Genomic DNA, 20367 nt, shown 5'->3' with positions numbered 1-20367 from the left:
GCTGCGTCAGCAGTCGTAAATTTTCAGCATTTCACAGATTTCTGTACGCGTTCACCGTCATGAATTTATGGCGTTTCACAGATTTCTGCGAGCGCTTCGCACTCGGTCGCGGGCAGAGCGCGCTCCTACGGGTGTGAATTTTATAACCAATAAAATCAATAAGTTATTTTGTGTTTGATGAGAGATCACCTTGCGTCACTGACACAACGCTTTCGCGCAGCAAACATGGACCCGGTGTAGGAGCGCGCTCTGCCCGCGACCGGCTGCGCAGCAGTCGTAAAATAGCGGTGTTTAATCAATTTCTGCGAGCGCTTCGCACTCGGTCGCGGGCAAGCGCGCGCCTACGTGTCTACAATGCGGGATCTGTTTTTTCCGGTTACCGTCATGTCCCGTATTCAACGTCCCGCTCCCCGGCGTCCCGTCTCTGGCAATGCCGCCGCCCCGCGGCGCGCTGCCAAGGCGCCGCCGGCCGAGCCGAAGCTGATCCTGTTCAACAAGCCTTTCGATGTCCTGACTCAGTTCAGCGACGATCAGGGGCGCGCCACGCTCAAGGACTTTATCGACATTCCGGGCATCTACCCGGCCGGGCGGCTGGACCGTGACAGCGAAGGCCTGTTGCTGCTGACCAACGACGGCCAGTTGCAGGCAAAAATTGCCGATCCCCGGCACAAGCTGGCCAAGACCTACTGGGTGCAGGTCGAAGGCGAGGTGAGCGAGGCGCAGCTGCAGCAACTGCGTGACGGGGTGACGCTCAACGACGGCCCGACGCTGCCCGCCGAAGCCCGTGCCCTTGAAGAGCCGACGCTGTGGCCGCGCAATCCGCCGGTGCGTTTTCGCAAAAGCATTCCAACCTGTTGGCTGGAACTGGTGATCAAGGAAGGCCGCAACCGTCAGGTCCGGCGGATGACCGCTGCTGTCGGCCTGCCCACCTTGCGCCTGGTGCGAGTGCGCATCGGACCGTGGTCGCTCGACGACCTGGAACAGGGGCAGTACCGGGAACTGACCCAGTTCACGCTTTGAGCTGCAAGCAGGGCAGGCGCCGCGTTGGCTTGCCGCTGCTTCACGGGCGCAGGTGGGTGAGCGGCATTTCGGTGCTGGCCAGCACCTGGTTGAGGACAAAGCTGGACTTGACGCTGGTCACCCCGTCGATGCGGGTCAGGTGGCCCAGCAACAGCTTCTGGTAATGATCCATGTCCGGCACCACCACCTTGAGTTGATAGTCGGCATCCATGCCCGTCACCAGGCTGCATTCGAGCACCTGGGGCAGGTTGCGGATGTGCTGCTCGAAGTTCTCGAAGCGTTCAGGGGTGTGGCGGTCCATGCCGATCAGCACATAGGCGGTCAGGCTCAGGCCCAGTTTCTTGCGGTCCAGCAACGCGACCTGACGCACGATATAGCCGTCGTCTTCAAGTTGCTTGACCCGCCGCGAGCAGGGTGAGGGCGACAGGCCGATGCGCTCTGCCAGTTCCTGGTTGGAGATACGCGCATCGCGCTGCAATTCGGCCAAAATGCTCAGGTCGTATCTGTCGAGCTTGCTCACGATGTTCACCTTTCTAAGTTCTATTGCGCTGAAATATTGATCTCAAGTTAAAAATTGCGCAAGTGGGCTTTTTTTAAGCAATCTTCGCAATCCTCTGCTGCGCCTGAAAGCCTATTCTTTTCAACACCAATCACTGCCCGGACATCACGTCCACTGCAGTCGGTCGAATCAGACCAACTGCGGCCTCCCACCCAACCGGGTGGATCAGGCCCCCGGGCTGCACCCTGTCCAGAAGACGGTGTGAAGTGAGCCGGCGCCACAAGCGTCGAGCCAGGACGAAGCATCCCAAAGGGGCCCCAGGGCCCCTTTTTTCATGCCCTGCAGAAAAGGGCGACGCGGTCGACTCATGTGGGAGGGGGCTCTGCTCGCGACGGCTGCGGCACAGGCGCAACAGCGGTATTGGTTTTATGGATCCTGTCTTCGGCTTGTCGCCCAACCGCGTTTGCACAGCTCTGATAAAGTGCACTCAAGACGCCGCGCAGAACCCCATCGCCGTCTTGCAGTCTTAATTAACGTCTCTTTCCTGTTCAGGTGAACACAGCATGAAAACCGGCCTCTGGCAGTTCGCGGTTCCGAGTCTGTTGTGCCTGAGCCTGGCCGCCCCTGTGCAGGCCGGCGACCAGTCGCCGGGCGAGTTGCGTGGCGCCAATCCCCAGCAGCAGAACCCGCAACGTCAGATCGAGCGCCAGCAGGATCGGCAGATCCAGCAGCAACAGCAGCAGATGCGCAGCGTCGAGCAGCAGCAACAACAGCAGATCTACCAGCAGCAGCGTGAGCAGCAACGGCAGATCCAGGATCAGCAGAACCAGCAGCGCCAGGTCGAACGCCAGCAGGACCGCCAGGTTCAGCAGCAACAGAACCAGCAGCGCAACGCCGAACGCCAGCAACAACAGCAGCAGTACCAGCAACAGCAGCAACAGCGCGAGCAGCAGCGCCAGATCCAGACTCAACAGCGTCAGGATGAGCGCCAGCAGTTGCAGCAACGCCAGGACAATCTTCCGCTGCAAAGTGCACCGCGCGAGTCGTGGCAGACCCAGCCACCCCGCCAGGGCAATTATCAGGACCTGCCGCGCGACCAGCGTCCACGCCAGCAGTGGGCCGGGCGTCCAGACGGACGCGGCGATGGCTGGGGCACAGGTCCACGCTACCGCCCGGGCAACAGCCTCAACCAGGTGCCACGCGGCTATTCCCGTATTCCGTGGCGCGGCCAGGATTACTACTATGCCGACGGCTACTGGTATCGCCCGCAAGGCGAGCGCTATGTGGTGGTGACGCCGCCCCAAGGCGTGCGGGTGAGCAGTCTGCCGGCCTATTCACAAGAACTCTGGGTGGGGGGTTCGCTGCTGTTTCTGGCGGCCGGCAGTTACTACGCCTGGCAGCCTGACAGCCAGGACTATGTGGTGGTCAACCCGCCGCAGGCTCAGGTAGACAGCCAGGGGGCGCCGCCTTCTGCCAGTCAGTACGACCCGTCGTTCTCGCCCATCGCCGGGCAGACGCCGGAGCGTGTCGAGTACGATCGCTACCAATGCTACCGCTGGGCTGTCGACCGCAGTGGCTTCGACCCCGCCAGTGTCACCTATGCGCCAGCCGAGGAAGTCATAGACACCTATCGCCAGGCGATGGGGGCGTGTCTGTACGAGCGTGGCTACAGCGTGCAATAGCCTAGACGATCAGGCCAGCTTCTGCCCGACCACTTCCTGCGGGTCGGCATGTACCAGCACTTCGGCTTGCGGGTACTGGGCATGAATGGCGGCAGCGGCGCGGTCGCACAATTCATGCGCGACCGACAGCGTCAGCGAGCCGGGCAACTCAAGGTGTAGCTGCACAAACCAGATCTGCCCGGAGATGCGCGTGCGCAGGTCATGTGCGCCCAGCACGCCGGGCACCCCGCGCGCCAGTTCCAGCATGTGGGCGCTGACCTCGGGTGGCAGCTCCTGGTCCATCAACACCGAGAAGGTTTCCCGGGCGATCTGCACCGCACTCCAGACGATATACCCGGCAATCGCCAGGCCGAACCAGGCATCGGCCTGCTGCCAGCCCAGCCAGGTCAGGCTCAGCGCCAGCAGGATGCTGACGTTGAGCAACAGGTCTGAACGGTAGTGCAAGGCATCGGCCTTGATCGCACTGGAACCGGTGATGCGGATCACCTTGCGCTGAAAGCCCAGCAGCGCCAGGGTCAACCCCAGCGCCAGCAAGGTCACGACAATGCCCGGCAAGGCTGTGCTGAGCGGTTCGGGGTTCTGGATGCGTTCGATGGCCTGAATGCCGATCAGCACGCCGCTGACCGTGATGAACAGCGCCTGGGCCATGCCCGACAAGGCCTCGGCCTTGCCATGCCCGTAGCGGTGGTCGTCGTCGGCCGGGCGCAGGGCGTAATGCACCGCCAGCAGGTTGAGCAACGAGGCGGCGCCATCGAGCAGCGAGTCGGTCAGCCCGGCCAGCAGGCTCAGCGAGCCGCTCATCCACCAGGCCACGCCTTTGGTGATGATCAGGATGATCGCCACCGTCAGCGAGGCCCGGGTGGCCAGGCGCAGCAGGCGGGTGTGTTCAGCGTTGGCGTGCATGCGTGTCCTTCAGGTGCAGGTCTTCAGGTTCAGGCCGCCGGGCGCAGGCCCAGGCTGGCCAGTTGCTCAAGGCTGCCCTTGTGCTGGATCAGGCGCGGATCGTCCAGCGGGAACGTGCGGCCCAGTTCCTGTTCCAGAATGACCTGCAGCTTCTGCGTGTCGACGCTGCCATCGGCCTTGACCGCCGGCTTGAGCCTGACCGGATCGACCTGTGCCTGCTCGTTGGGCGCGTAGTAGATCGCACCGGTAGCAAAGTCCACGCCCAAAGCAATCACGCCCGGAATCACGTAGAACAGCAGGCCCAAGGCATCGAGCACGACAATCGCCGGGTCGACCTTGCCATCGATCTGGCCGCGACGGTCGGGATAGAAAATGCTGCCGCAGGCGGACAACTGGGTCAGCAGCGTGGCGGCCAGAACACCACCGATCAAACGCGAAGCAAGGCGCATGGGAAAAACTCCTGTAGTGAAGAGGGCAACTATACAAGGCAAAGACTGCGGGGCTAAGACTATTGCGCCCGGCGCAGGTTCGGGTGCAGAAATTTTCTGCAGGTTTAAGAGGGCATGAAAAGCGCGTTATAGTCTGGCGGGTTCGATTCTTTTCAATCTTGCAGGGCGATCACGATTTATGGTCAAGGCAGCTTCCACTCCCCGGTCCAGAGCGGACTTCTGGTTACTGCACATCGAGTTGCAGGACTGTGTACCTTCTGTCTGGCGCCGGTTCGTCGTACCGTCCGATATCGATCTGGAGAAGTTGCACGAGGTCTTGCAGGGCGTGATGGGCTGGGACAATGAGCACCTGCACTCCTTCCGTATGGGCGACAAGGTCTATGGTCCGCCCGATGAGTCGCTCGAGGATGACCCGTGGCGCAGTCCTGCCGAGCCTGAGTCCCTGTATACCCTGAGCGAGGCGCTGGGCAGAAAAAAGAGCTTCGTCTATCTCTATGATTTTGGCGATGACTGGTACCACAAGGTCACGGTCGAAAAGCGCGGTCTGTCGTCCAGCACGTTCCCCCAGGCGGCTTATTGCCTCGAGGGCGCCAATGCCTGTCCCCCGGAGGATATCGGAGGCGTGCCGGGCTATGAATTCATGCTGGAGGCACTGGCGGATCCTGCACATCCCGAGCACACGGAAATCAAAGAGGCATTCGGCAATGAGTTCGATCCCGCCCTGTTCGACCTGGAGGAAACCAATGACTGGTTGAAGCAGTTCGACCCGCTGGACGCCCGTGAGGTCTACCAGGTGCTCAAGGAACTGGCATTGGGCCAACGCACTTTGTGCAAGATCGATGAACAACTGGACAACGAAACCGGCGACGAGCCGCTGCTGGTCACTGTCGATGACTGGTTGCTGGCACTGTCGTTTGATGAACAGGGCCTGGCCCTGTGTCAGTTCTGCCGCGCCCCGGATGGCCGGCTCGGCTCGATGCAGGACTGGCACCGGGCTGGCACCGACCCGGTGGCATTTCTCAGCGCCTGGGAACTGCAACAGGTCGAGGGGCTGTTGCAGGCGTTGTAGCCCCTGGGTTGCAGCGCTGGCGCTGTTGCCCCGGCGCCTGCTCGGTATACTGCCCGCCCAGTTCGGGAGTAGCCCATGATTGCCTTGCCCATCGACGCTGTATTGCCGGCCCTGCGCCAAGCCCTCAACGAGCGCCACGAGGTGGTGCTCGAAGCCCCGCCCGGCGCCGGCAAGACCACCCGCGTGCCGCTGGCGCTGCTTGAGGCGCCGTGGCTGGCCGGGCAGACCATCCTGATGCTCGAACCGCGCCGGCTGGCCGCGCGCGCCGCGGCCGAACGGCTGGCCAGCGAACTGGGCGAGAAGGTCGGTGAAACCGTGGGTTACCGCATTCGCCTGGACAGCAAGGTCGGGCCCGGGACCCGCATTGAGGTGGTCACCGAAGGCATCCTCACCCGCCGATTGCAGGACGATCCGGCGCTGGAGGGCGTGGGGCTGGTGATCTTCGACGAAGTCCATGAGCGCAGCCTGGACGCCGATCTGGCACTGGCCCTGAGCCTCAACGGCCGTGAACTGCTGCGCGACGAACCGCCGCTCAAGGTCCTGTTGATGTCCGCCACGCTGGAAGGTGAGCGCTTGTCGGCCCTGCTAGACGACGCGCCGGTGGTGCGCAGTGAAGGGCGCATGTTCCCGGTGACGATCCAGTGGGGGCGGCCGTTCCAGACGGGCGAGTTCGTCGAGCCGCGCGTGGTGCAGACCGTGCTCGATGCGCTGGGCAGCGAGACCGGCAGCCTGCTGGTGTTCCTGCCGGGGCAGGCCGAGATTCGCCGGGTGCATCAGCAACTGGCCGACGCCCTGGGTGAACGAAGCGACATTCTGCTGTGCCCGTTGCATGGTGAGCTGGACCTCAACGCCCAGCGCGCCGCCATCGACCCGGCCCCGTCCGGTGCGCGCAAGGTGGTGCTGGCCACCAATATTGCCGAGACCAGCCTGACCATCAATGGCGTGCGCGTGGTGATCGATGCCGGGCTGGCGCGGGTGCCGCGCTTCGATCCGGGCAGCGGCATGACCCGCCTGGACACCCAGCGTGTTTCCCGCGCCAGCGCCACCCAGCGCGCCGGCCGGGCCGGGCGCCTGGAGCCGGGCGTGTGTTACCGGCTGTGGTCCGAGGCCCAGCACGAGCAACTGGCCGCTTATGGTAGTGCCGAAATCCTCCAGGCCGACCTGGCGGGCCTGGCCTTGCAACTGGCCCGCTGGGGGGTGGAACCGAACCAGTTGAAGTGGCTCGACCTGCCGCCCATGGCCGCCTTTGGCCAGGCCCGCGACCTGTTGCAGCGCCTCGGCGCGCTGCAAGCGGACGGGCGCCTGACCGGTCATGGCCAGGCGATGGCCGAAATGCCGGCGCACCCGCGCATCGCCCATCTGCTGTTGCGCGGTCAGTCATTGGGGCTGGCCGACATGGCCTGTGACGTCGCCGCCTTGCTGGGCGAGCGCGATATCCTTCGCGGCGCCGGTGCCGACCTGCACAGCCGCCTTGTGTTGCTGTCGGGCGAACAGAAGGCCCAGCGCAACGCCCAGGGCGGTGTGCAGCGTGCCCGGCAACTGGCTCGCCAGTACCGCAGTCACTTGCGCGGCAAGCCGGCCCAGGCCGTCAGCGATCCCGAGCATCCGCGCTGGCTGGGCGCCTTGCTGGCGCTGGCCTACCCGGACCGGGTGGCGCGCCAGCGACGCCCCGGTGGCGCCGAGTACCGCCTGGCCAACGGTCGCGCCGCGTTGTTTGGCGACAGCGATGCCCTGATGAAGCACGAATGGCTGGTGGTCGCCGACCTGGGCAGCCGCCAGGGCCAGCGCGAAGAGCGCATTTACCTGGCCACCGATCTGGAGCCTGCGCTGTTTGATACGGTGCTGGCCGAGCAGGTGCGCAACGTCGATCAACTGGACTGGGACGAGCGCGAAGGCGTGCTGCGCGCCGAGCGCCAGCGCAAGGTCGGCGAACTGGTGCTCGGCAGCGAGCCGCTGCCGGGCCTGGATGAGGCTGCGCGCGGGCAGGCCTTGCTGGGGCTGGTAAGGCGCAAGGGCCTGGAATTGCTGGCCTGGACGCCCGAGCTGCGCCAGTGGCAGGCGCGGGTCAGCTTGCTGCGCACGCTGGATAGGCAACAGCAGCCTGCCAGCGACTGGCCAGATGTCAGCGACAGCGCGTTGCTCGCCAGCCTGGAACACTGGTTGCTGCCGTACCTGGGCAAGGTCACCCGGCTCAGCCACTTCGGCGCGCTCGACCTGTCGTCGATGCTGCGCAACCTGCTGCCCTGGCCGCTGCCGCAACGCCTGGATGAACTGGCACCCTCGCACGTACAGGTGCCTTCCGGCTCGTCGGTGCGCCTGGACTACAGCGAACACCCGCCGATCCTGGCCGTGCGCCTGCAGGAGCTGTTCGGGCTGTCCGACACACCGCGCATCGCCAACGGCCGCCAGGCCGTCAAGCTGCACCTGTTGTCCCCGGCGCGCCGCCCGGTGCAGGTGACACAAGACCTGGCCAGCTTCTGGCGCACGACCTACAGCGAGGTCAAGAAGGATTTGAAAGGACGCTACCCCAAGCATTACTGGCCGGATGACCCGCTGGTGGCCGAGGCCACTGCACGGATCAAGCCCCGCAAGGGTTGAGGGGCTGGGGGCGAGCGCTCATCAGGCAGATGCTGGATATTAAACTCACTGCTTGCAGGAGCCCACCCTGTGTTACTGACACAGCGCCAAGGCGGCGCGCCAAGGCGGCGCGCTTTCGCGCAGCAAGCATGTGGCCAGGTAAAGCGCGCTTGGCCTGGGCCGTACTCGGACGATCGAGTGCGTAGTGCTCGCAAAAAATTGATGAAACACCACTGTTTTTACGACTGCTGCGCAGCCGGTCGCCGGCAAGCGGGCTCCTACGGTAGTGAATTAATATTCAATAAAATCAATAAGTTATTTTGTGTTGATGAGCGTGCGGCAGCGGTCTCTCAGCGCTTACCCGCGGCGGCGATCATAGTAGTAGCGACGATCGTGGCGGTTATGCTCACGGTAGTGATGACGCGGTGGCGGTGCATAGCGGCGGTGCTGATAGTGCGAACGGGGCGGCGCATAGTAGTGGTTACGGTATTCACGCGGCGCCGGGCGACGATAGTGATGACGGTCATCGTAGCGGTCGTTGCGCGCGAGCAGGGTGGCCGGGGCCGCATCGACCGACGCGCCGGCAAACACGGGCGCATCCAGGTGGCGATCGGCGGCGCCGGCAGTACCGGCCACCAGCAGGCTGGCGGACAGCAACAGAATTCTGGTGATCTTCGAAAACATGGTGTGTCTCCTCATGTGGCCTGTGTATTGGCCATGTATCCATAAGACACCGGTTTTTTGTAAATCCAGGTACAGAGTCTGTAAAGGTCAGGTAAAGGTCTCGGCAGGGTCTGCACGCCAGAAATGACCAATTCAAGCGTTATGGCAGAGCGTTATGAATCCTCAGCGTCAAACCGTTGTCTGCATAGGGCTTATTCAATGACAGGAGTTGATCGATGACCCAGGATGAAACCGTGGACTACACCCGGGTGCCTGCCGGCATGCAGCCGTTTCCGGCGCCAGAGTCGGTGTTCGTGCCCGACCAGCAGGAGCTGGCCATCCACTTGCACCCCTTGTTCAGCCTCGACATCAGCACGGTCAATCCCGAGTGGTCGGGTGTGCTGCACATGCTCAGCCCGCTGGAGCCCTATGAAAGCCTGGTCGGTGAACTCACCGAATGGGACGGCTATCACGGCGACCTGCTCAAGACCAACTGGATCGGCTTCAAGCTCGAAGACGGGCGTTACCGCCTGTGCGGCGACCCGCGCTATTTCTTCTTGCACAAGGACAATGCCGGCCTGCCGGACCCGCACCCAGGCGCCCGGGCCGACCTTGAGCGCCATTACGCCGAGCAGCACCAGGCCTACGCGAAGGCCGCCGAGGTGTACAAGGCCCGTGGCATCCTGGTGCGCCCGGACTGTGATCACGACGAACCGGTCACGTTCGTCGAGCAACTGGGCGGCGAGGCGGGGCTGGGCAACTGGGTCGAGACCATCGAGTTTCCCAAGGAGATCATCGAAGTCGATCCCGACAACGGCGACTACCTGGTCTATCCCCTGAGCCCGGCCGGCAACCGCTTTTATCACGTGGCCAGCGCTCACGGCTGGAACTACCGCAGCGCCGGGGCTGACCTGATCGTGATGCTGTACGAGCCCATCGAAGGGCTGGTGCTGTTTTCGTTCGATTACAGTTGAGTCGGCCGACACTCAAAAGCTCATCTTCACCCCCGCTTGCACACTGCGCCCGGCCGCCGGCACTTCATCGCGCAGAATCGAGCTGGCGTAGCGCACCGTCTGGTTATTGAGGTTGTCGCCCTTCACAAACGCCAGCCACTCGCTCTGGCCCACCTCGAAGCGGTAGCCGAGGCTGGCATTGAGCGTGGTGTAGCCGTCGCTGTCACGTTCGGCGCGCGGCACGCGGTGCTGGGCGCTGGCGTGCTCGGCGCCAAGGCTGGCCTGCCACTGGTTGTAGTCCCACAGCAGCGCAGTGTTCAGACGCAGCGGTGCAATGCGGGATAGGGCCTCTCCGGTGTCGCGGTTATTGGCGCGGGTGTAGTCGGCCGAGCTTTGCAGCGCGAAGTTACCGTATGGGGTTTGCGCCAGGCGCCACAGGTCCTGGGCTTCAAGGCCCCAGAAGTCGGCCTTGACGCCGCTGTACAGGTATTCGGGCAGGGCGTCATCGTCGCTGGCGGCGACTTCTTCACCGTCGTCGTTCAGGGAGCGACCGCTGCCCAGCAGGCCTATGTAGTTGGAGAAGCGGCTGTAGAAAACCCCGACGCTGCCTTTGTGGGTGCCGTTATCAAAGCGCAGGGCCAGGTCGGTGGACCAGGATTTTTCCTTTGCGGCATTGGCATCGCCCACTTCATAGGTGCCAGTGGCTTCGTGCGGGCCGTTGGCGTACAGCTCGTAGAAGGTCGGCGCGCGTTCGGTGTAGCTCAGGGTGCTGGCCAGCGACCAGATATCGGTCAGTTTATAGACCGCGCCGAACGACAGGCTGCCGGCGCTGAAGCTGTGGCTGGTGTCGCTGCCTTCGAAGCGTTCGTTGCCGTCGGCCTCCGGGCGCAGGCGGGTGTGTTCCAGGCGGCCGCCCAGGGTCAGGTCGAGGCGCTCGCTGGCTTGCCAGTTCTCCAGCACAAACAGCGCTGCACTGTCGGTGTCGGTGCGCGGCACGAAGGCTTCGGCGCCCAGGGCCTGGAACTGGCTGCTGGCGATCTGTGCGCCGATCACACCTTCCAGCGGGCCGATGGGTTTATGCCGGGCCTCGATACGAGCCTCGTAGCCATCGTTCTTGAACACCGTGCCGGTTGCACCGTCTTCGATCTCGCGGTGCTCGTAGGTGGTGTGGCCAACGTCCAGCTTCACCGAACTGAACGGGCCTTCAAGGTCGCGGATTTCCGAGGCCAGCGCGTAGTGGCGCTGTTCCATGTCGATGCGCACCGCGTCTTCGGCCGGCGAGCCGTAATTGCTGTCGTATTCGTCGTAGGACAGACCCACAAAGCCATGATCCCAATGGTAGGCACCACCGATGGCACCGCCGTCCTGACGCCCGTCGCTATTGGCCACGCGGTGTTTGCTGTCGTCACCGTCGAGGGCGCGTTGATCACGCGAATGGGCGTAACCGGGGATGCGCAGGTCGTTGAACTGGCGCGAGTTGGCGTCCAGGTGCAAGGCAAAGTTGCCGTCGCCCGCTTCCAGCTTGCCGGCGCTGCTGCGCGTGGTGTCCGCGCCGCCATAGCGCAGCTCGCCGCCGCCGTGCACCCCGTCGACCGGCGCGGTGGGGATGCGATTGTCGAAGGTGTTGACCACCCCGCCCACGGCACTGCCGCCGTACAGCAAGGCCGCCGGCCCGCGCACGACTTCGATACGCTCGGCATTGGCGGCGTCGTAGGGCACGGCATGGTCATAGGACAGCGACGAGGCGTCCAGCGCGCCGACGCCATTGCGCAGGATACGAATGCGGTCGCCATCGAAGCCGCGGATCACTGGCCGGCTGGCCGCCGGGCCGAAGTAGGTCGACGACACTCCGGGCAGGGTGTTCAGGGTCTCGCCCAATTGTGCGGACTGGCGCAGGGTCAACTGATCGCCTTCCACCACGCTGGTCGGCGACGCCAGGGTGTCGCTGCGCAATGGGTTGGCGGTGATGACCTGCGGATCGAGCGTCACGGTTTGCGCGGCACTGGCAGGCTGGGTGGCGAGCAGCGCGCCGGCCAGCGCGGAAAGAGGAAAGGCGAATCGGACGAGCATCGGAGTGATCCTGAGGATTTGAATTGTTATGTTACAACATAACAATATTTCGTCCAGGTGAAACTGCGGGCGCGTTGCAAGGCTGGGTGGCAGGGGGGGTAGGAGCGCTCTTGCCCGCGACCGGCTGCGTTAGCAGTCGTAAAATTGTGGCGTTTCGCAGATTTCTGTGAGCGCTTTGCGCTCAATCGCGGGCAGAGCCCCCTCCCACAAGGAGTGAACTTAAAACTCAATAAAATCAATAAGTTATTTTATGTTTGATGGGGGCGCGCTTGCCGGACCACCACGACCGGCTGCGGAGCAGTCGTAAATTTGCAGCGTTTCGCAGATTTTGCGAGCGCTGCGCACTCGGTCGCGGGCAAGCGCGCGCCTACGGGAGTTTGGGTAGCAGCAGGCGTGCCAGGACGGGCAGGTGATCGGAGATGTCCAGTGTATCGGCCTGGCGTACCTGGGCGTCGAGGCGCTTGAGGGCCGGGTTGTAAAACAGGTAGTCCAGCGTGCGGTCCGGGCCGTCGAGGCGCGGGTCGTTGGGCCAGTGGGTCAGCCAGCGGCGACGTTCGATGCCGCTGGCTTCGCTGTTGTCGGGGATCATCGGGTAGGTGTCCCACAACCGGTGCAGCGGGCTGTCGGGCGGGTAGGGCTGGCGGTGTCCAGCGCTCAGACGCGCATATTGGCCCAGGGGCAGCAGGTTGAAGTCGCCGCCGATCAACCACGGAGTGCCATGGCCGGTCAGTTGATCGAGCAACCGGGCGGTGGCTTCGACCTGCTGGTGCAAGGTGTCGTCGCCCGGCCGGGGTGCATACAACTGGGTGTTGATCGCCGCCAGCCGGCTGCCATCGCTCAGTGGCAGGTAACTGACCAGCAGCGCAGGTTTGGGCTGGAACTGACGCTGCACAATATTGGCCGGCTGTACCGGCAATTGCAAGCGCTCGGCGCTGTCAATGCGATAACGGCTGAAGGTGGCCATTTTCAGGCCGACGCTGCCCCAGAGACGTGGATGCGGCACGAACTCGGCCTGCCATTGCCACGCTTGGGTACTGCAAGGGTAGAGGTCGACCAGTCGTTCCTGTAGCAGGGCTACCTGGTTCTGGTAATCGGTATTCTTGGCGCCGTCGCTGACTTCCTGCAGCAGCACCAGGTCGGGCTGTTCGTCACGGATTACCCGTGCCACTTCATCGAGGTTGAACGCCAGGTCTTCGGCGGTGGGGCGCTCGTCCGGGTTGCTGCCGGCGGCCGGTTCGTACCAGAACACATAGCGCTTGCCGGCCAGGTACTGAATGTTCCAGGTCATGACCTTCAAGGCCTGGCCAGGCACGAGCAGCGGTGCCCGGGGGGGGCTGCAGGTTGCCTTGACCGGCTCACGGGGCAACGGGCGCCAGGTCAGGTGACTGATTGCCAGCCACAACCCGGCGATCAGCAGCAGGGTCAACACACTCAGACGCAAAAGGATTCGGGTCATCGCGCGGATGGGCCTCCTGATGGACTGGGGTTGAGCATAGTCGACAACAACGGCTCAGGCCTTGGGTGTGTCGCCTTCAACCAGCATGAACAGACGGAACATCACCACGCCCATGAACAGTTGCAGAAAGCTGGTCAGGCTGTCGAGCAGCAGCGACACGCCAGGCCCTTGTGGCTCGGGCAGCAGGTACAGGCCGACGCCTTCGATCATCGACAGCGGAATATAGATGCACAACAGGCACACCAGGATGCGCAGGAAATGCCCGGTGGTCATGTGCATGCTCTCGCGCATCGCCATCATCGGCGTGCGCTGGCGCAGCACCAGCAGGTATTCGCTGAACGCCAGCTTGATCATCACCCACAGGCCTGGCAGCACGAACAGCGACAGGCCGAACATGATCAGCAGGGTGCTGACCGCCGACAACACCGCAAAACTGGGCCACAGGCGCAGGGTCATGGCCCAGATGTCGACCGTGCGTGGCTGTTCGCCGCGGGTGCGGGCGTCGAGCAGCAGGATCAGTGCGCCGCTGTACAGCGGGTAGAAGAACAGCCCCACCAGCAGTTCGTAGGCGTGCGAGGCATTGTTGGTCACGGCATTGCCGACGGCTTGCTTGGCCAGCGACTCAAGCACCACCAGCGGCAGGCACAGCACCATGATGCTGATCAGGTTGTGGCGAAAGAAGTACAGCGAGTCCTGGAGGATGTTCAGCGGATTCATGGAGGTCGGTCGTGGGAAAAGGGCGGCGAACACTGTAGCCCATTGGTCGGCGACGATCCAAGCACGCCCGCCTGCAGCGGGCTTCTTAACTTTTTTGTCATGTGCTTGAAGCGCCTCAGGGCAGCCCCATTACTTGTACCAGGCTGCCTGTGGCCTTTTACGATCCTTGCGAGGTGCGTATGAACAACCAAGAGCAAACCCTGATCGATGAGCTGTTCTCGAAGCTGAAAAATGCCGAGGCCAGCGCCGGCTCCCGTGATGCGAGCGTCGAGGCGCACATCAATGAGCACCTGCGCCGCCAGCCGGCTGCGCCTTATTACATGGCCCAGGCCATCGTGGTACAGGAAGCGGCGGTCAATCAGCTCAACCAGCAGGTGCGCGAGCGTGACGAGCAGATCCGCCAGCTACAAGCCCAGGTGCAGCAGGCGCGCAGTGCACCGGCCAGTGGCGGCGGGGGCTTTCTGTCCGGGCTGTTCGGCGGTGGCCAGGCGGCACGCGACCCCGCACCGCGCCCGGCGCCCGGCGGTTGGAACGAGCCTGGCAGCGCACCGCCTGCCGCCCCGGCAGCGGTGCCGGCCAAGGGCAGCGGTTTTCTTGGCAGCGCCCTGCAAACGGCGGCCGGGGTCGCGGGGGGCGTGATGCTGGCGCAGGGTATCAGCAGCCTGTTCGGTCACCACAGTGCGCCGCAGGAGATCGTCGAAGTGATCCAGAATTCACCGTCACCGGGTTATCCACAGGATGATTGGTCGAACCGTGATCAGGATTATCTGGCCGGCGATGACAGCGCTGCATTCGATGACGATGACAGCTTTGTCTGATTGAGCACTGCTTCGGGTTTCTGCACACGCGCACATCGACAGCGCATAACTGGCATACTGCGTGCTGTTTGCATTCAGGGAAGTGACAGTGAAAAAGATCGCGGTGTTTGCCGATGTGCAGAACCTCTACTACACGGTGCGCCAGGCGCACGGCTGCCACTTCAACTACGCCGCGTTCTGGGCCGACGTCAGCCAGCATGGGCAGATCGTCAAGGCGTATGCCTACGCCATCGACCGGGGCGACAGCAAACAGCAGCAGTTTCAGCAGATTCTGCGCAACCTGGGTTTCACCGTCAGGCTCAAGCCCTACATCCAGCGCAGCGACGGCTCGGCCAAGGGGGACTGGGACGTGGGCATCACCCTGGATGTGATGGAGCATGCCGCCGAGGTCGACGAAGTGGTGCTGGCTTCCGGCGATGGCGACTTCGACCTGTTGCTCGAACGCATCATCGACCGCTACAAGGTCGAGGCCGTGGCCTATGGCGTGCCGGGGCTGACCGCCAACTCGCTGATCCGCGCCGCCACCCGCTATGTGCCTGTCGAAGGCGCACTGCTGCTCAAGAATTGAACACCTGATACTGCAAGGAAAAAGGGTACCGACCGTGGAACGTATTGCCGTCATCGACTTTGAAACCACGGGCATCTCGCCCGGCCCAGACTGCCGTGCCACCGAAGTGGCGGTGGTGATCATGGAAGAGGGGCGCATCGTCGACCGCTATCAGAGCCTGATGAACGCCGGGGTGCGCATTCCCGAATTCATCGAGGCCCTGACCGGCATCAGCAACGCCATGATCCGTACCGCGCCGGCCGCCGATCAGGTCATGGGCGAGGTCGCCGACTTTGTCGGCGGTACGCCGCTGGTGGCGCACAATGCCTCGTTCGACCAGAAGTTCTGGGACTTCGAGCTGGCGCGCATCCAGCGCAAGCGCGAACAGAGCTTTGCCTGTTCGATGCTGTTGGCCAGGCGGCTGATTCCGGGGGCGCCCAACCACAAGCTCGGCACCCTGACCCGTTACGCGCGCCTGCCCAATACCGGCCAGGCGCACCGGGCCATGGCCGATGCCGAGATGGCTGCCAACCTGATGGGCTACATGACCGGCCAGTTGCGCAACCAGCACGGCCTGACCCACATTTCTCACCAGATGCTGTGCAGCCTGCAGAAGGTTCCGGCGGCAAGGATCCTGGAAACCCTCAGGCGTCAGCGCGGGCTTTAAGCGCAGGCGCTGCGCCGCTGCCCAGATGGCCGGCCGGCAATGGCCGCTCGACCGGCGTCGACAGCACGATCGAGGTCTTGCTGAAACCAAAGCGCGCCACGCGATCCAGTAACTGCTCCAGGTGCTCCATCGAGTCAACGGCGGCGCGCATGATCACGCACGGGTCACCCGTGACGCGATGGCACTGGATCAGCTCGGGAAACTTGTACAACTCCTGATACGCCTGCTGGTTGCCATGGCTGCCCAGGCGCAGCTCGATCATGCACTGGATCGGCAGGCCGACCTTGGCCAGGTTGATCGTGGCCTGGTAACCGGTGATCACCCCCTGGCTTTCCAGCTTGGCAATGCGCTCAGCCACCGCCGGCGCCGACAGATTGACCCGTCGTGCGAGTTGCGCGAATGACGCCCGGCCGTTTTCCAGCAGCGCATCGATCAGCATGCGATCGTATTTATCCAGTTCCACAAGGCGTCTCCTGCAAACAAAAGTGCCAGGTATCGAATCAAAGGCCAAAGCCTCGCAGTACCGTTGATTCGAAATTATTCACGCAGTTTAAACAGGTTTGTCGGCTTAAGATTCCTTTGGCGCCTTCTTAAAATGGGCTCACCATAAGAATGGATTCCGAGCCTGCCATGCCGACTGCCCGCCGCTTTCCCCTGTTACTCATTGGCGCCTTCCTGGCCCTGTACCTGATCTGGGGTTCCACTTACCTGATGATCCGCATTGGCGTGGCCTCCTGGCCGCCGTTGATGATGGCCGGGATACGCTTTCTGATTGCCGGTGCCCTGTTGTACGGCTACCTGCGCTGGCGCGGGGTGCCGGCACCGACCGGCGCCCAGTGGAAGGCGGCCGCGATCATCGGCTTGCTGTTGCTGGGCTGCGGCAACGGCGGAGTGACCCTGGCCGAGCATGCCGACGTGTCTTCGGGCGTGGCGGCGCTGGCGGTGGCGACCATGCCGCTGTTCACCCTGCTGTTCGGGCTGTTCTGGGGCAACCGCACCACGCGCCTGGAGTGGGCCGGCATTGCGCTGGGCCTGATCGGCATCGGCCTGCTCAACCTGGGCTCCAACCTGCAGGCCAGCCCCTATGGCGCCGCCTTGTTGATCTTTGCTGCCGCGGCCTGGGCGCTGGGCTCGGTGCTGAGCAAGCACCTGCCGCTGCCCAATGGGCCGATGGCCAGCGCTGCCGAGATGCTGACGGCCGGCGCCATGCTGATGGTCGCCAGCCAGCTGAGCGGCGAGCGCCTGGAACAGATGCCCACGGCCGCCGGCTGGGGTGCGCTGGCGTACCTGGTGGTGTTCGGCTCGATCGTGGCCTTCAGCGCCTACATGTACCTGCTCAAGAACGTACGCCCGGCCGCCGCCACCAGCTATGCCTATGTCAACCCGGTGGTCGCGGTGGTGCTGGGCATGTTGTTCGCTGGCGAGCACGTCGGCCCCGAGGAGGCGCTGGCGATGCTGGTGATCATCAGCGCGGTGATCCTGATCGGCCTGCCGCAGTGGCGCCGGCCGGTGCTCACTCAGGCGTCGACCTGACGGACAGACCGGCGACAGGGTAAACTGCGCGCCTTGCGCTGAATTTTCCCTACGGTATTTCCATGACATTCGCTTCTCTTGGCCTGATCGAACCCTTGCTGCGTGCGCTTGAGGCGCTGGGCTACCAGACCCCGACGCCTGTCCAGGCCAAGGCGATTCCCGCCGTGCTCGAAGGCCGCGACCTGATGGCCGCCGCCCAGACCGGCACCGGCAAGACCGCAGGCTTTGCCCTGCCGCTGCTGCAACGCCTGACCCTGGAAGGCCCCAAGGTGGCGGCCAACTCGGTGCGGGCGCTGGTGCTGGCGCCCACCCGTGAACTGGCCGAGCAGGTGCACGCCAGCTTCAGTCAGTACGCCGAGCACGTACCGTTGAGCACCTATGCGGTGTACGGCGGCGTCAGTATCAACCCGCAGATGATGCGCCTGCGCCGTGGCGTGGACGTACTGGTGGCGACGCCAGGCCGCCTGCTGGACCTGCACCGGCAGAACGCGGTCAAGTTCAATCAGGTACAGGTCCTGGTGCTGGACGAAGCCGACCGCATGCTCGACCTGGGCTTCTCCGAAGAGCTGCGCGGCATCTACAACGTGCTGCCGAAAAAGCGCCAGACCCTGCTGTTCTCCGCCACCTTTTCCGACCCGATCCGCCTGATGGCCGGGCAGATGCTCGACAACCCGCTGAGCATCGAAGTCAGCCCGCGCAATGCTGCTGCCAACACGGTCAAGCAGTGGGTGGTGACGGTCGACAAGAAACGCAAGACCGAGCTGTTCATCCACCTGCTCAAGCAACAGCGCTGGGGCCAGGTGCTGGTGTTTGCCAGGACCAAGGTCGGTGTCGACCAATTGACCGAGCGCCTGCAAGGGCTGGGCATCAAGGCCGACGGCATTCACGGCGACCGCCCGCAGGCTACCCGCCAGCGCGCGCTGGACAGCTTCAAGACGCGTGAAATCCAGATTCTGGTGGCCACCGATGTCGCCGCCCGTGGCCTGGACATCGACGATCTGCCGACCGTGGTCAACCTCGACCTGCCGATCGTGGCCGAGGACTACGTGCACCGCATCGGCCGCACCGGTCGCGCCGGGCAGACCGGCGAGGCGATCTCGCTGGTGTGCGCCGATGAAGTCGAGCAGCTGGCGGCCATCGAAGTGCTGATCCGCCAGACCCTGGTGCGCAACGACGAACCGGACTTCATCCCTGATCACCGGGTGCCGGTCACCGACGCCAGCGGGCAGATCCTCAAGAAGCCGAAAAAGCCCAAGAAACCCAAGGCCAGCGGCAAGGGCAACCTGGGCAAGTGGGTCGACAGCGGCGATATCGAACCCACCGCCCCGACGGCCAAACCGGTGCGCAAGGTCCCGGTCTTCAACACCGGCCCGCGCAAGCGCAAGCCTTGAAGACGGTTGCAGGGGCGGGGGTGTAACGGGGCGGTCAGCGCGATAGCCAGCGCAGCACGCCCTGCGCGGCGGTTCGCCCGCTGGCAAAGCAGGCGGTCAGCAGGTAGCCGCCGGTCGGGGCTTCCCAGTCGAGCATCTCGCCGGCGCAGAACACCCCCGGCACGGCCTTGAGCATCAGTTGCTCATCCAGTGCCTCGAAGCACACGCCACCGGCGGTGCTGATCGCCTCGTCCAGCGGCCGGGCCTTGACCAGCGTCAGCGGCAGGGCCTTGATCGCCTGGGCCAGCAACGCCATATCGTTGAAATGCCCGCCGGGCGCCAGCTCGCGCAACAGGGCGGCCTTGACGCCTTCCAGTCCCAACTGACCACTCAAGTGCTTGCTCATCGAGCGCGACCCGCGCGGTTTGCCCAGCGCCTTGTGCACCGCCTCCAGCGGCTTGTTCGGCAGCAGGTCGACCAGCACCGTGGCCTGGCCGTGGCGGTTGATCTGTTCGCGAATCGGCGCCGACAACGCATACACCAGGCTGCCTTCGACGCCACGCTCGGTGAGCACGTATTCGCCCGGGCGTGGCGGCAGGTTATCCACTGTCATGGCAATGTTCTTCAGCGGCGCGCCGGCAAATTTGCTGCGCAGCACCTCGCTCCAGGCGCTGACCTCAAAGCCGCAGTTGCTGGCCTGCAAGGGCGCGGTCTCGACGCCCTTGGCCTGCAGCCACGGCAGCCAGGCGCCATCAGAGCCCAGCCGCGCCCAACTGCCCCCGCCCAGCGCCAGCAGCACTGCCGCCGGGCGCAGGGCCAGTTCGCCTTCGGGGTTGGTCACGCGCAGGCTGCCGTCGCGGTTCCAGCCCAGCCAGCGATGGCGGTTGTGCAGCACCACGCCGCCCTCGCGCAGACGCTTGAGCCAGGCGCGCAGCAAGGGCGCCGCCTTCATGTCGGTGGGAAACACCCGCCCGGAACTGCCGACAAAGGTGTCGATGCCCAACTCGTGAATCCACTGCCGCAGCGCCGGGGCATCAAAGCCCTGCAGCAACGGCTCGATGGCCTGCGCTCGCTCGGCATAGCGCGCAACGAACGCCGGATAGGGCTCGGAATGGGTGATGTTCATGCCGCCGACCCCGGCCAGCAGGAACTTGCGGCCCACCGACGGCATGGCGTCATACAGATCGACCCGCACACCCGCCTGGCTCAGCACCTCGGCCGCCATCAACCCGGCCGGCCCACCCCCGATGATGGCGACAGATGCAGGGGCAGGGGAGGTCGATGAAGTCATGGGCAAACCGAGGGCCGTGGTACGAAAGGGGTGGGCATTCTACCTGAGATCGGGTGTTGGGCATGTGGATACGGTCTGCGTGG

The 20367-nt window shown here is 64.0% G+C and carries 19 protein-coding genes; 10 read left to right on the top strand and 9 right to left on the bottom strand.

The annotated features are described in order from the left end of the window. The first annotated feature begins 384 nt into the window (after positions 1 to 384). Positions 385 to 1020, top strand: coding sequence for a pseudouridine synthase (locus DGA31_RS22115; protein ID WP_109513984.1), 636 nt, complete (start codon positions 385 to 387; stop codon positions 1018 to 1020). Between the two features lie 40 nt (positions 1021 to 1060). On the opposite strand, the gene DGA31_RS22110 is transcribed toward DGA31_RS22115, so the two are convergent. Next, complete coding sequence (locus tag DGA31_RS22110) at positions 1061 to 1540, bottom strand: Lrp/AsnC family transcriptional regulator (RefSeq protein ID WP_056842011.1); 480 nt, start codon at positions 1538 to 1540, stop codon at positions 1061 to 1063. Between the two features lie 542 nt (positions 1541 to 2082). On the opposite strand from DGA31_RS22110, the gene DGA31_RS30575 reads away from it, so the two are divergent. Then, entirely contained in the window at positions 2083 to 3201 is a 1119-nt protein-coding gene (locus DGA31_RS30575) for a DUF6515 family protein (RefSeq protein WP_109513976.1), read from the top strand. 9 nt (positions 3202 to 3210) lie between these two features. Here DGA31_RS30575 and DGA31_RS22100 read toward each other — a convergent pair whose 3' ends face one another. Next, positions 3211 to 4104 (bottom strand): cation diffusion facilitator family transporter, encoded by an 894-nt coding sequence (locus DGA31_RS22100; RefSeq protein WP_109513975.1) that lies wholly within the window; start codon positions 4102 to 4104, stop codon positions 3211 to 3213. 29 nt (positions 4105 to 4133) lie between these two features. Further along, entirely contained in the window at positions 4134 to 4553 is a 420-nt protein-coding gene (locus DGA31_RS22095) for a polyribonucleotide nucleotidyltransferase (RefSeq protein ID WP_109513974.1), read from the bottom strand. 178 nt (positions 4554 to 4731) lie between these two features. On the opposite strand from DGA31_RS22095, the gene DGA31_RS22090 reads away from it, so the two are divergent. Together DGA31_RS22090 and hrpB are read left to right on the top strand one after the other, a co-directional pair. Next, a complete protein-coding gene (locus DGA31_RS22090) occupies positions 4732 to 5622 on the top strand; it encodes a plasmid pRiA4b ORF-3 family protein (RefSeq protein WP_082481869.1) in 891 nt (296 codons plus the stop codon). Positions 5623 to 5697: 75 nt separating this feature from the next. Beyond that, entirely contained in the window at positions 5698 to 8220 is a 2523-nt protein-coding gene (gene hrpB, locus DGA31_RS22085; RefSeq protein WP_109513973.1) for an ATP-dependent helicase HrpB, read from the top strand. A gap of 336 nt (positions 8221 to 8556) precedes the next feature. Here the strand turns inward: hrpB and DGA31_RS22080 are convergent, their stop codons facing one another. After that, positions 8557 to 8883, bottom strand: coding sequence for a hypothetical protein (locus DGA31_RS22080; RefSeq protein ID WP_109513972.1), 327 nt, complete (start codon positions 8881 to 8883; stop codon positions 8557 to 8559). Positions 8884 to 9098: 215 nt separating this feature from the next. Here DGA31_RS22080 and DGA31_RS22075 point away from each other — a divergent pair, with 215 nt between their 5' ends. Then, the gene (locus DGA31_RS22075) at positions 9099 to 9836 is read left to right on the top strand and encodes a hypothetical protein (protein WP_056841898.1); all 738 of its coding nucleotides are present in this window, start codon (positions 9099 to 9101) and stop codon (positions 9834 to 9836) included. A 12-nt stretch (positions 9837 to 9848) separates the two neighbouring features. Here DGA31_RS22075 and DGA31_RS22070 read toward each other — a convergent pair whose 3' ends face one another. From DGA31_RS22070 to DGA31_RS22060, 3 genes are all read right to left on the bottom strand, one after another. Then, the gene (locus DGA31_RS22070) at positions 9849 to 11885 is read right to left on the bottom strand and encodes a TonB-dependent receptor (protein WP_109513971.1); all 2037 of its coding nucleotides are present in this window, start codon (positions 11883 to 11885) and stop codon (positions 9849 to 9851) included. 367 nt (positions 11886 to 12252) lie between these two features. Next, complete coding sequence (locus tag DGA31_RS22065) at positions 12253 to 13341, bottom strand: endonuclease/exonuclease/phosphatase family protein (RefSeq protein WP_109513970.1); 1089 nt, start codon at positions 13339 to 13341, stop codon at positions 12253 to 12255. A 54-nt stretch (positions 13342 to 13395) separates the two neighbouring features. Beyond that, a complete protein-coding gene (locus DGA31_RS22060; RefSeq protein WP_109513969.1) occupies positions 13396 to 14058 on the bottom strand; it encodes a YciC family protein in 663 nt (220 codons plus the stop codon). A 179-nt stretch (positions 14059 to 14237) separates the two neighbouring features. Here DGA31_RS22060 and DGA31_RS22055 point away from each other — a divergent pair, with 179 nt between their 5' ends. The 3 genes from DGA31_RS22055 to DGA31_RS22045 all read left to right on the top strand — a co-directional run bounded on the left by DGA31_RS22055 (position 14238) and on the right by DGA31_RS22045 (position 16090). After that, positions 14238 to 14876: a DUF2076 domain-containing protein gene (locus tag DGA31_RS22055; protein WP_109513968.1), complete on the top strand. Its 639-nt coding sequence runs from the start codon at positions 14238 to 14240 to the stop codon at positions 14874 to 14876. An 88-nt stretch (positions 14877 to 14964) separates the two neighbouring features. Further along, positions 14965 to 15444, top strand: a complete 480-nt coding sequence (locus DGA31_RS22050; protein WP_056842013.1) for a LabA-like NYN domain-containing protein — start codon at positions 14965 to 14967, stop codon at positions 15442 to 15444. 34 nt (positions 15445 to 15478) lie between these two features. Next, positions 15479 to 16090 (top strand): 3'-5' exonuclease, encoded by a 612-nt coding sequence (locus DGA31_RS22045; RefSeq protein WP_161959214.1) that lies wholly within the window; start codon positions 15479 to 15481, stop codon positions 16088 to 16090. Here the strand turns inward: DGA31_RS22045 and DGA31_RS22040 are convergent. Then, on the bottom strand, positions 16068 to 16553 hold the full coding sequence (locus tag DGA31_RS22040) for an Lrp/AsnC family transcriptional regulator (protein WP_056841904.1): 486 nt from the start codon (positions 16551 to 16553) through the stop codon (positions 16068 to 16070). The two genes, DGA31_RS22045 and DGA31_RS22040, sit on opposite strands and share 23 nt — an antisense overlap. 167 nt (positions 16554 to 16720) lie before the next feature. Here DGA31_RS22040 and yedA point away from each other — a divergent pair, with 167 nt between their 5' ends. After that, on the top strand, positions 16721 to 17623 hold the full coding sequence (gene yedA / locus DGA31_RS22035) for a drug/metabolite exporter YedA (protein ID WP_109513966.1): 903 nt from the start codon (positions 16721 to 16723) through the stop codon (positions 17621 to 17623). 62 nt (positions 17624 to 17685) lie between these two features. Beyond that, the gene (locus DGA31_RS22030) at positions 17686 to 19014 is read left to right on the top strand and encodes an RNA helicase RhlE1 (protein WP_056841906.1); all 1329 of its coding nucleotides are present in this window, start codon (positions 17686 to 17688) and stop codon (positions 19012 to 19014) included. 34 nt (positions 19015 to 19048) lie between these two features. On the opposite strand, the gene DGA31_RS22025 is transcribed toward DGA31_RS22030, so the two are convergent. Then, complete coding sequence (locus tag DGA31_RS22025) at positions 19049 to 20284, bottom strand: TIGR03862 family flavoprotein (protein WP_109513965.1); 1236 nt, start codon at positions 20282 to 20284, stop codon at positions 19049 to 19051. Positions 20285 to 20367 lie beyond the last annotated feature (83 nt).

It is taken from the genome of Pseudomonas ovata (assembly GCF_003131185.1).
Lineage (GTDB): Bacteria > Pseudomonadota > Gammaproteobacteria > Pseudomonadales > Pseudomonadaceae > Aquipseudomonas > Aquipseudomonas ovata.
Note: the sequence above shows the minus strand (reverse complement) of the source record. Positions and strands in the feature narration are given on the sequence as shown.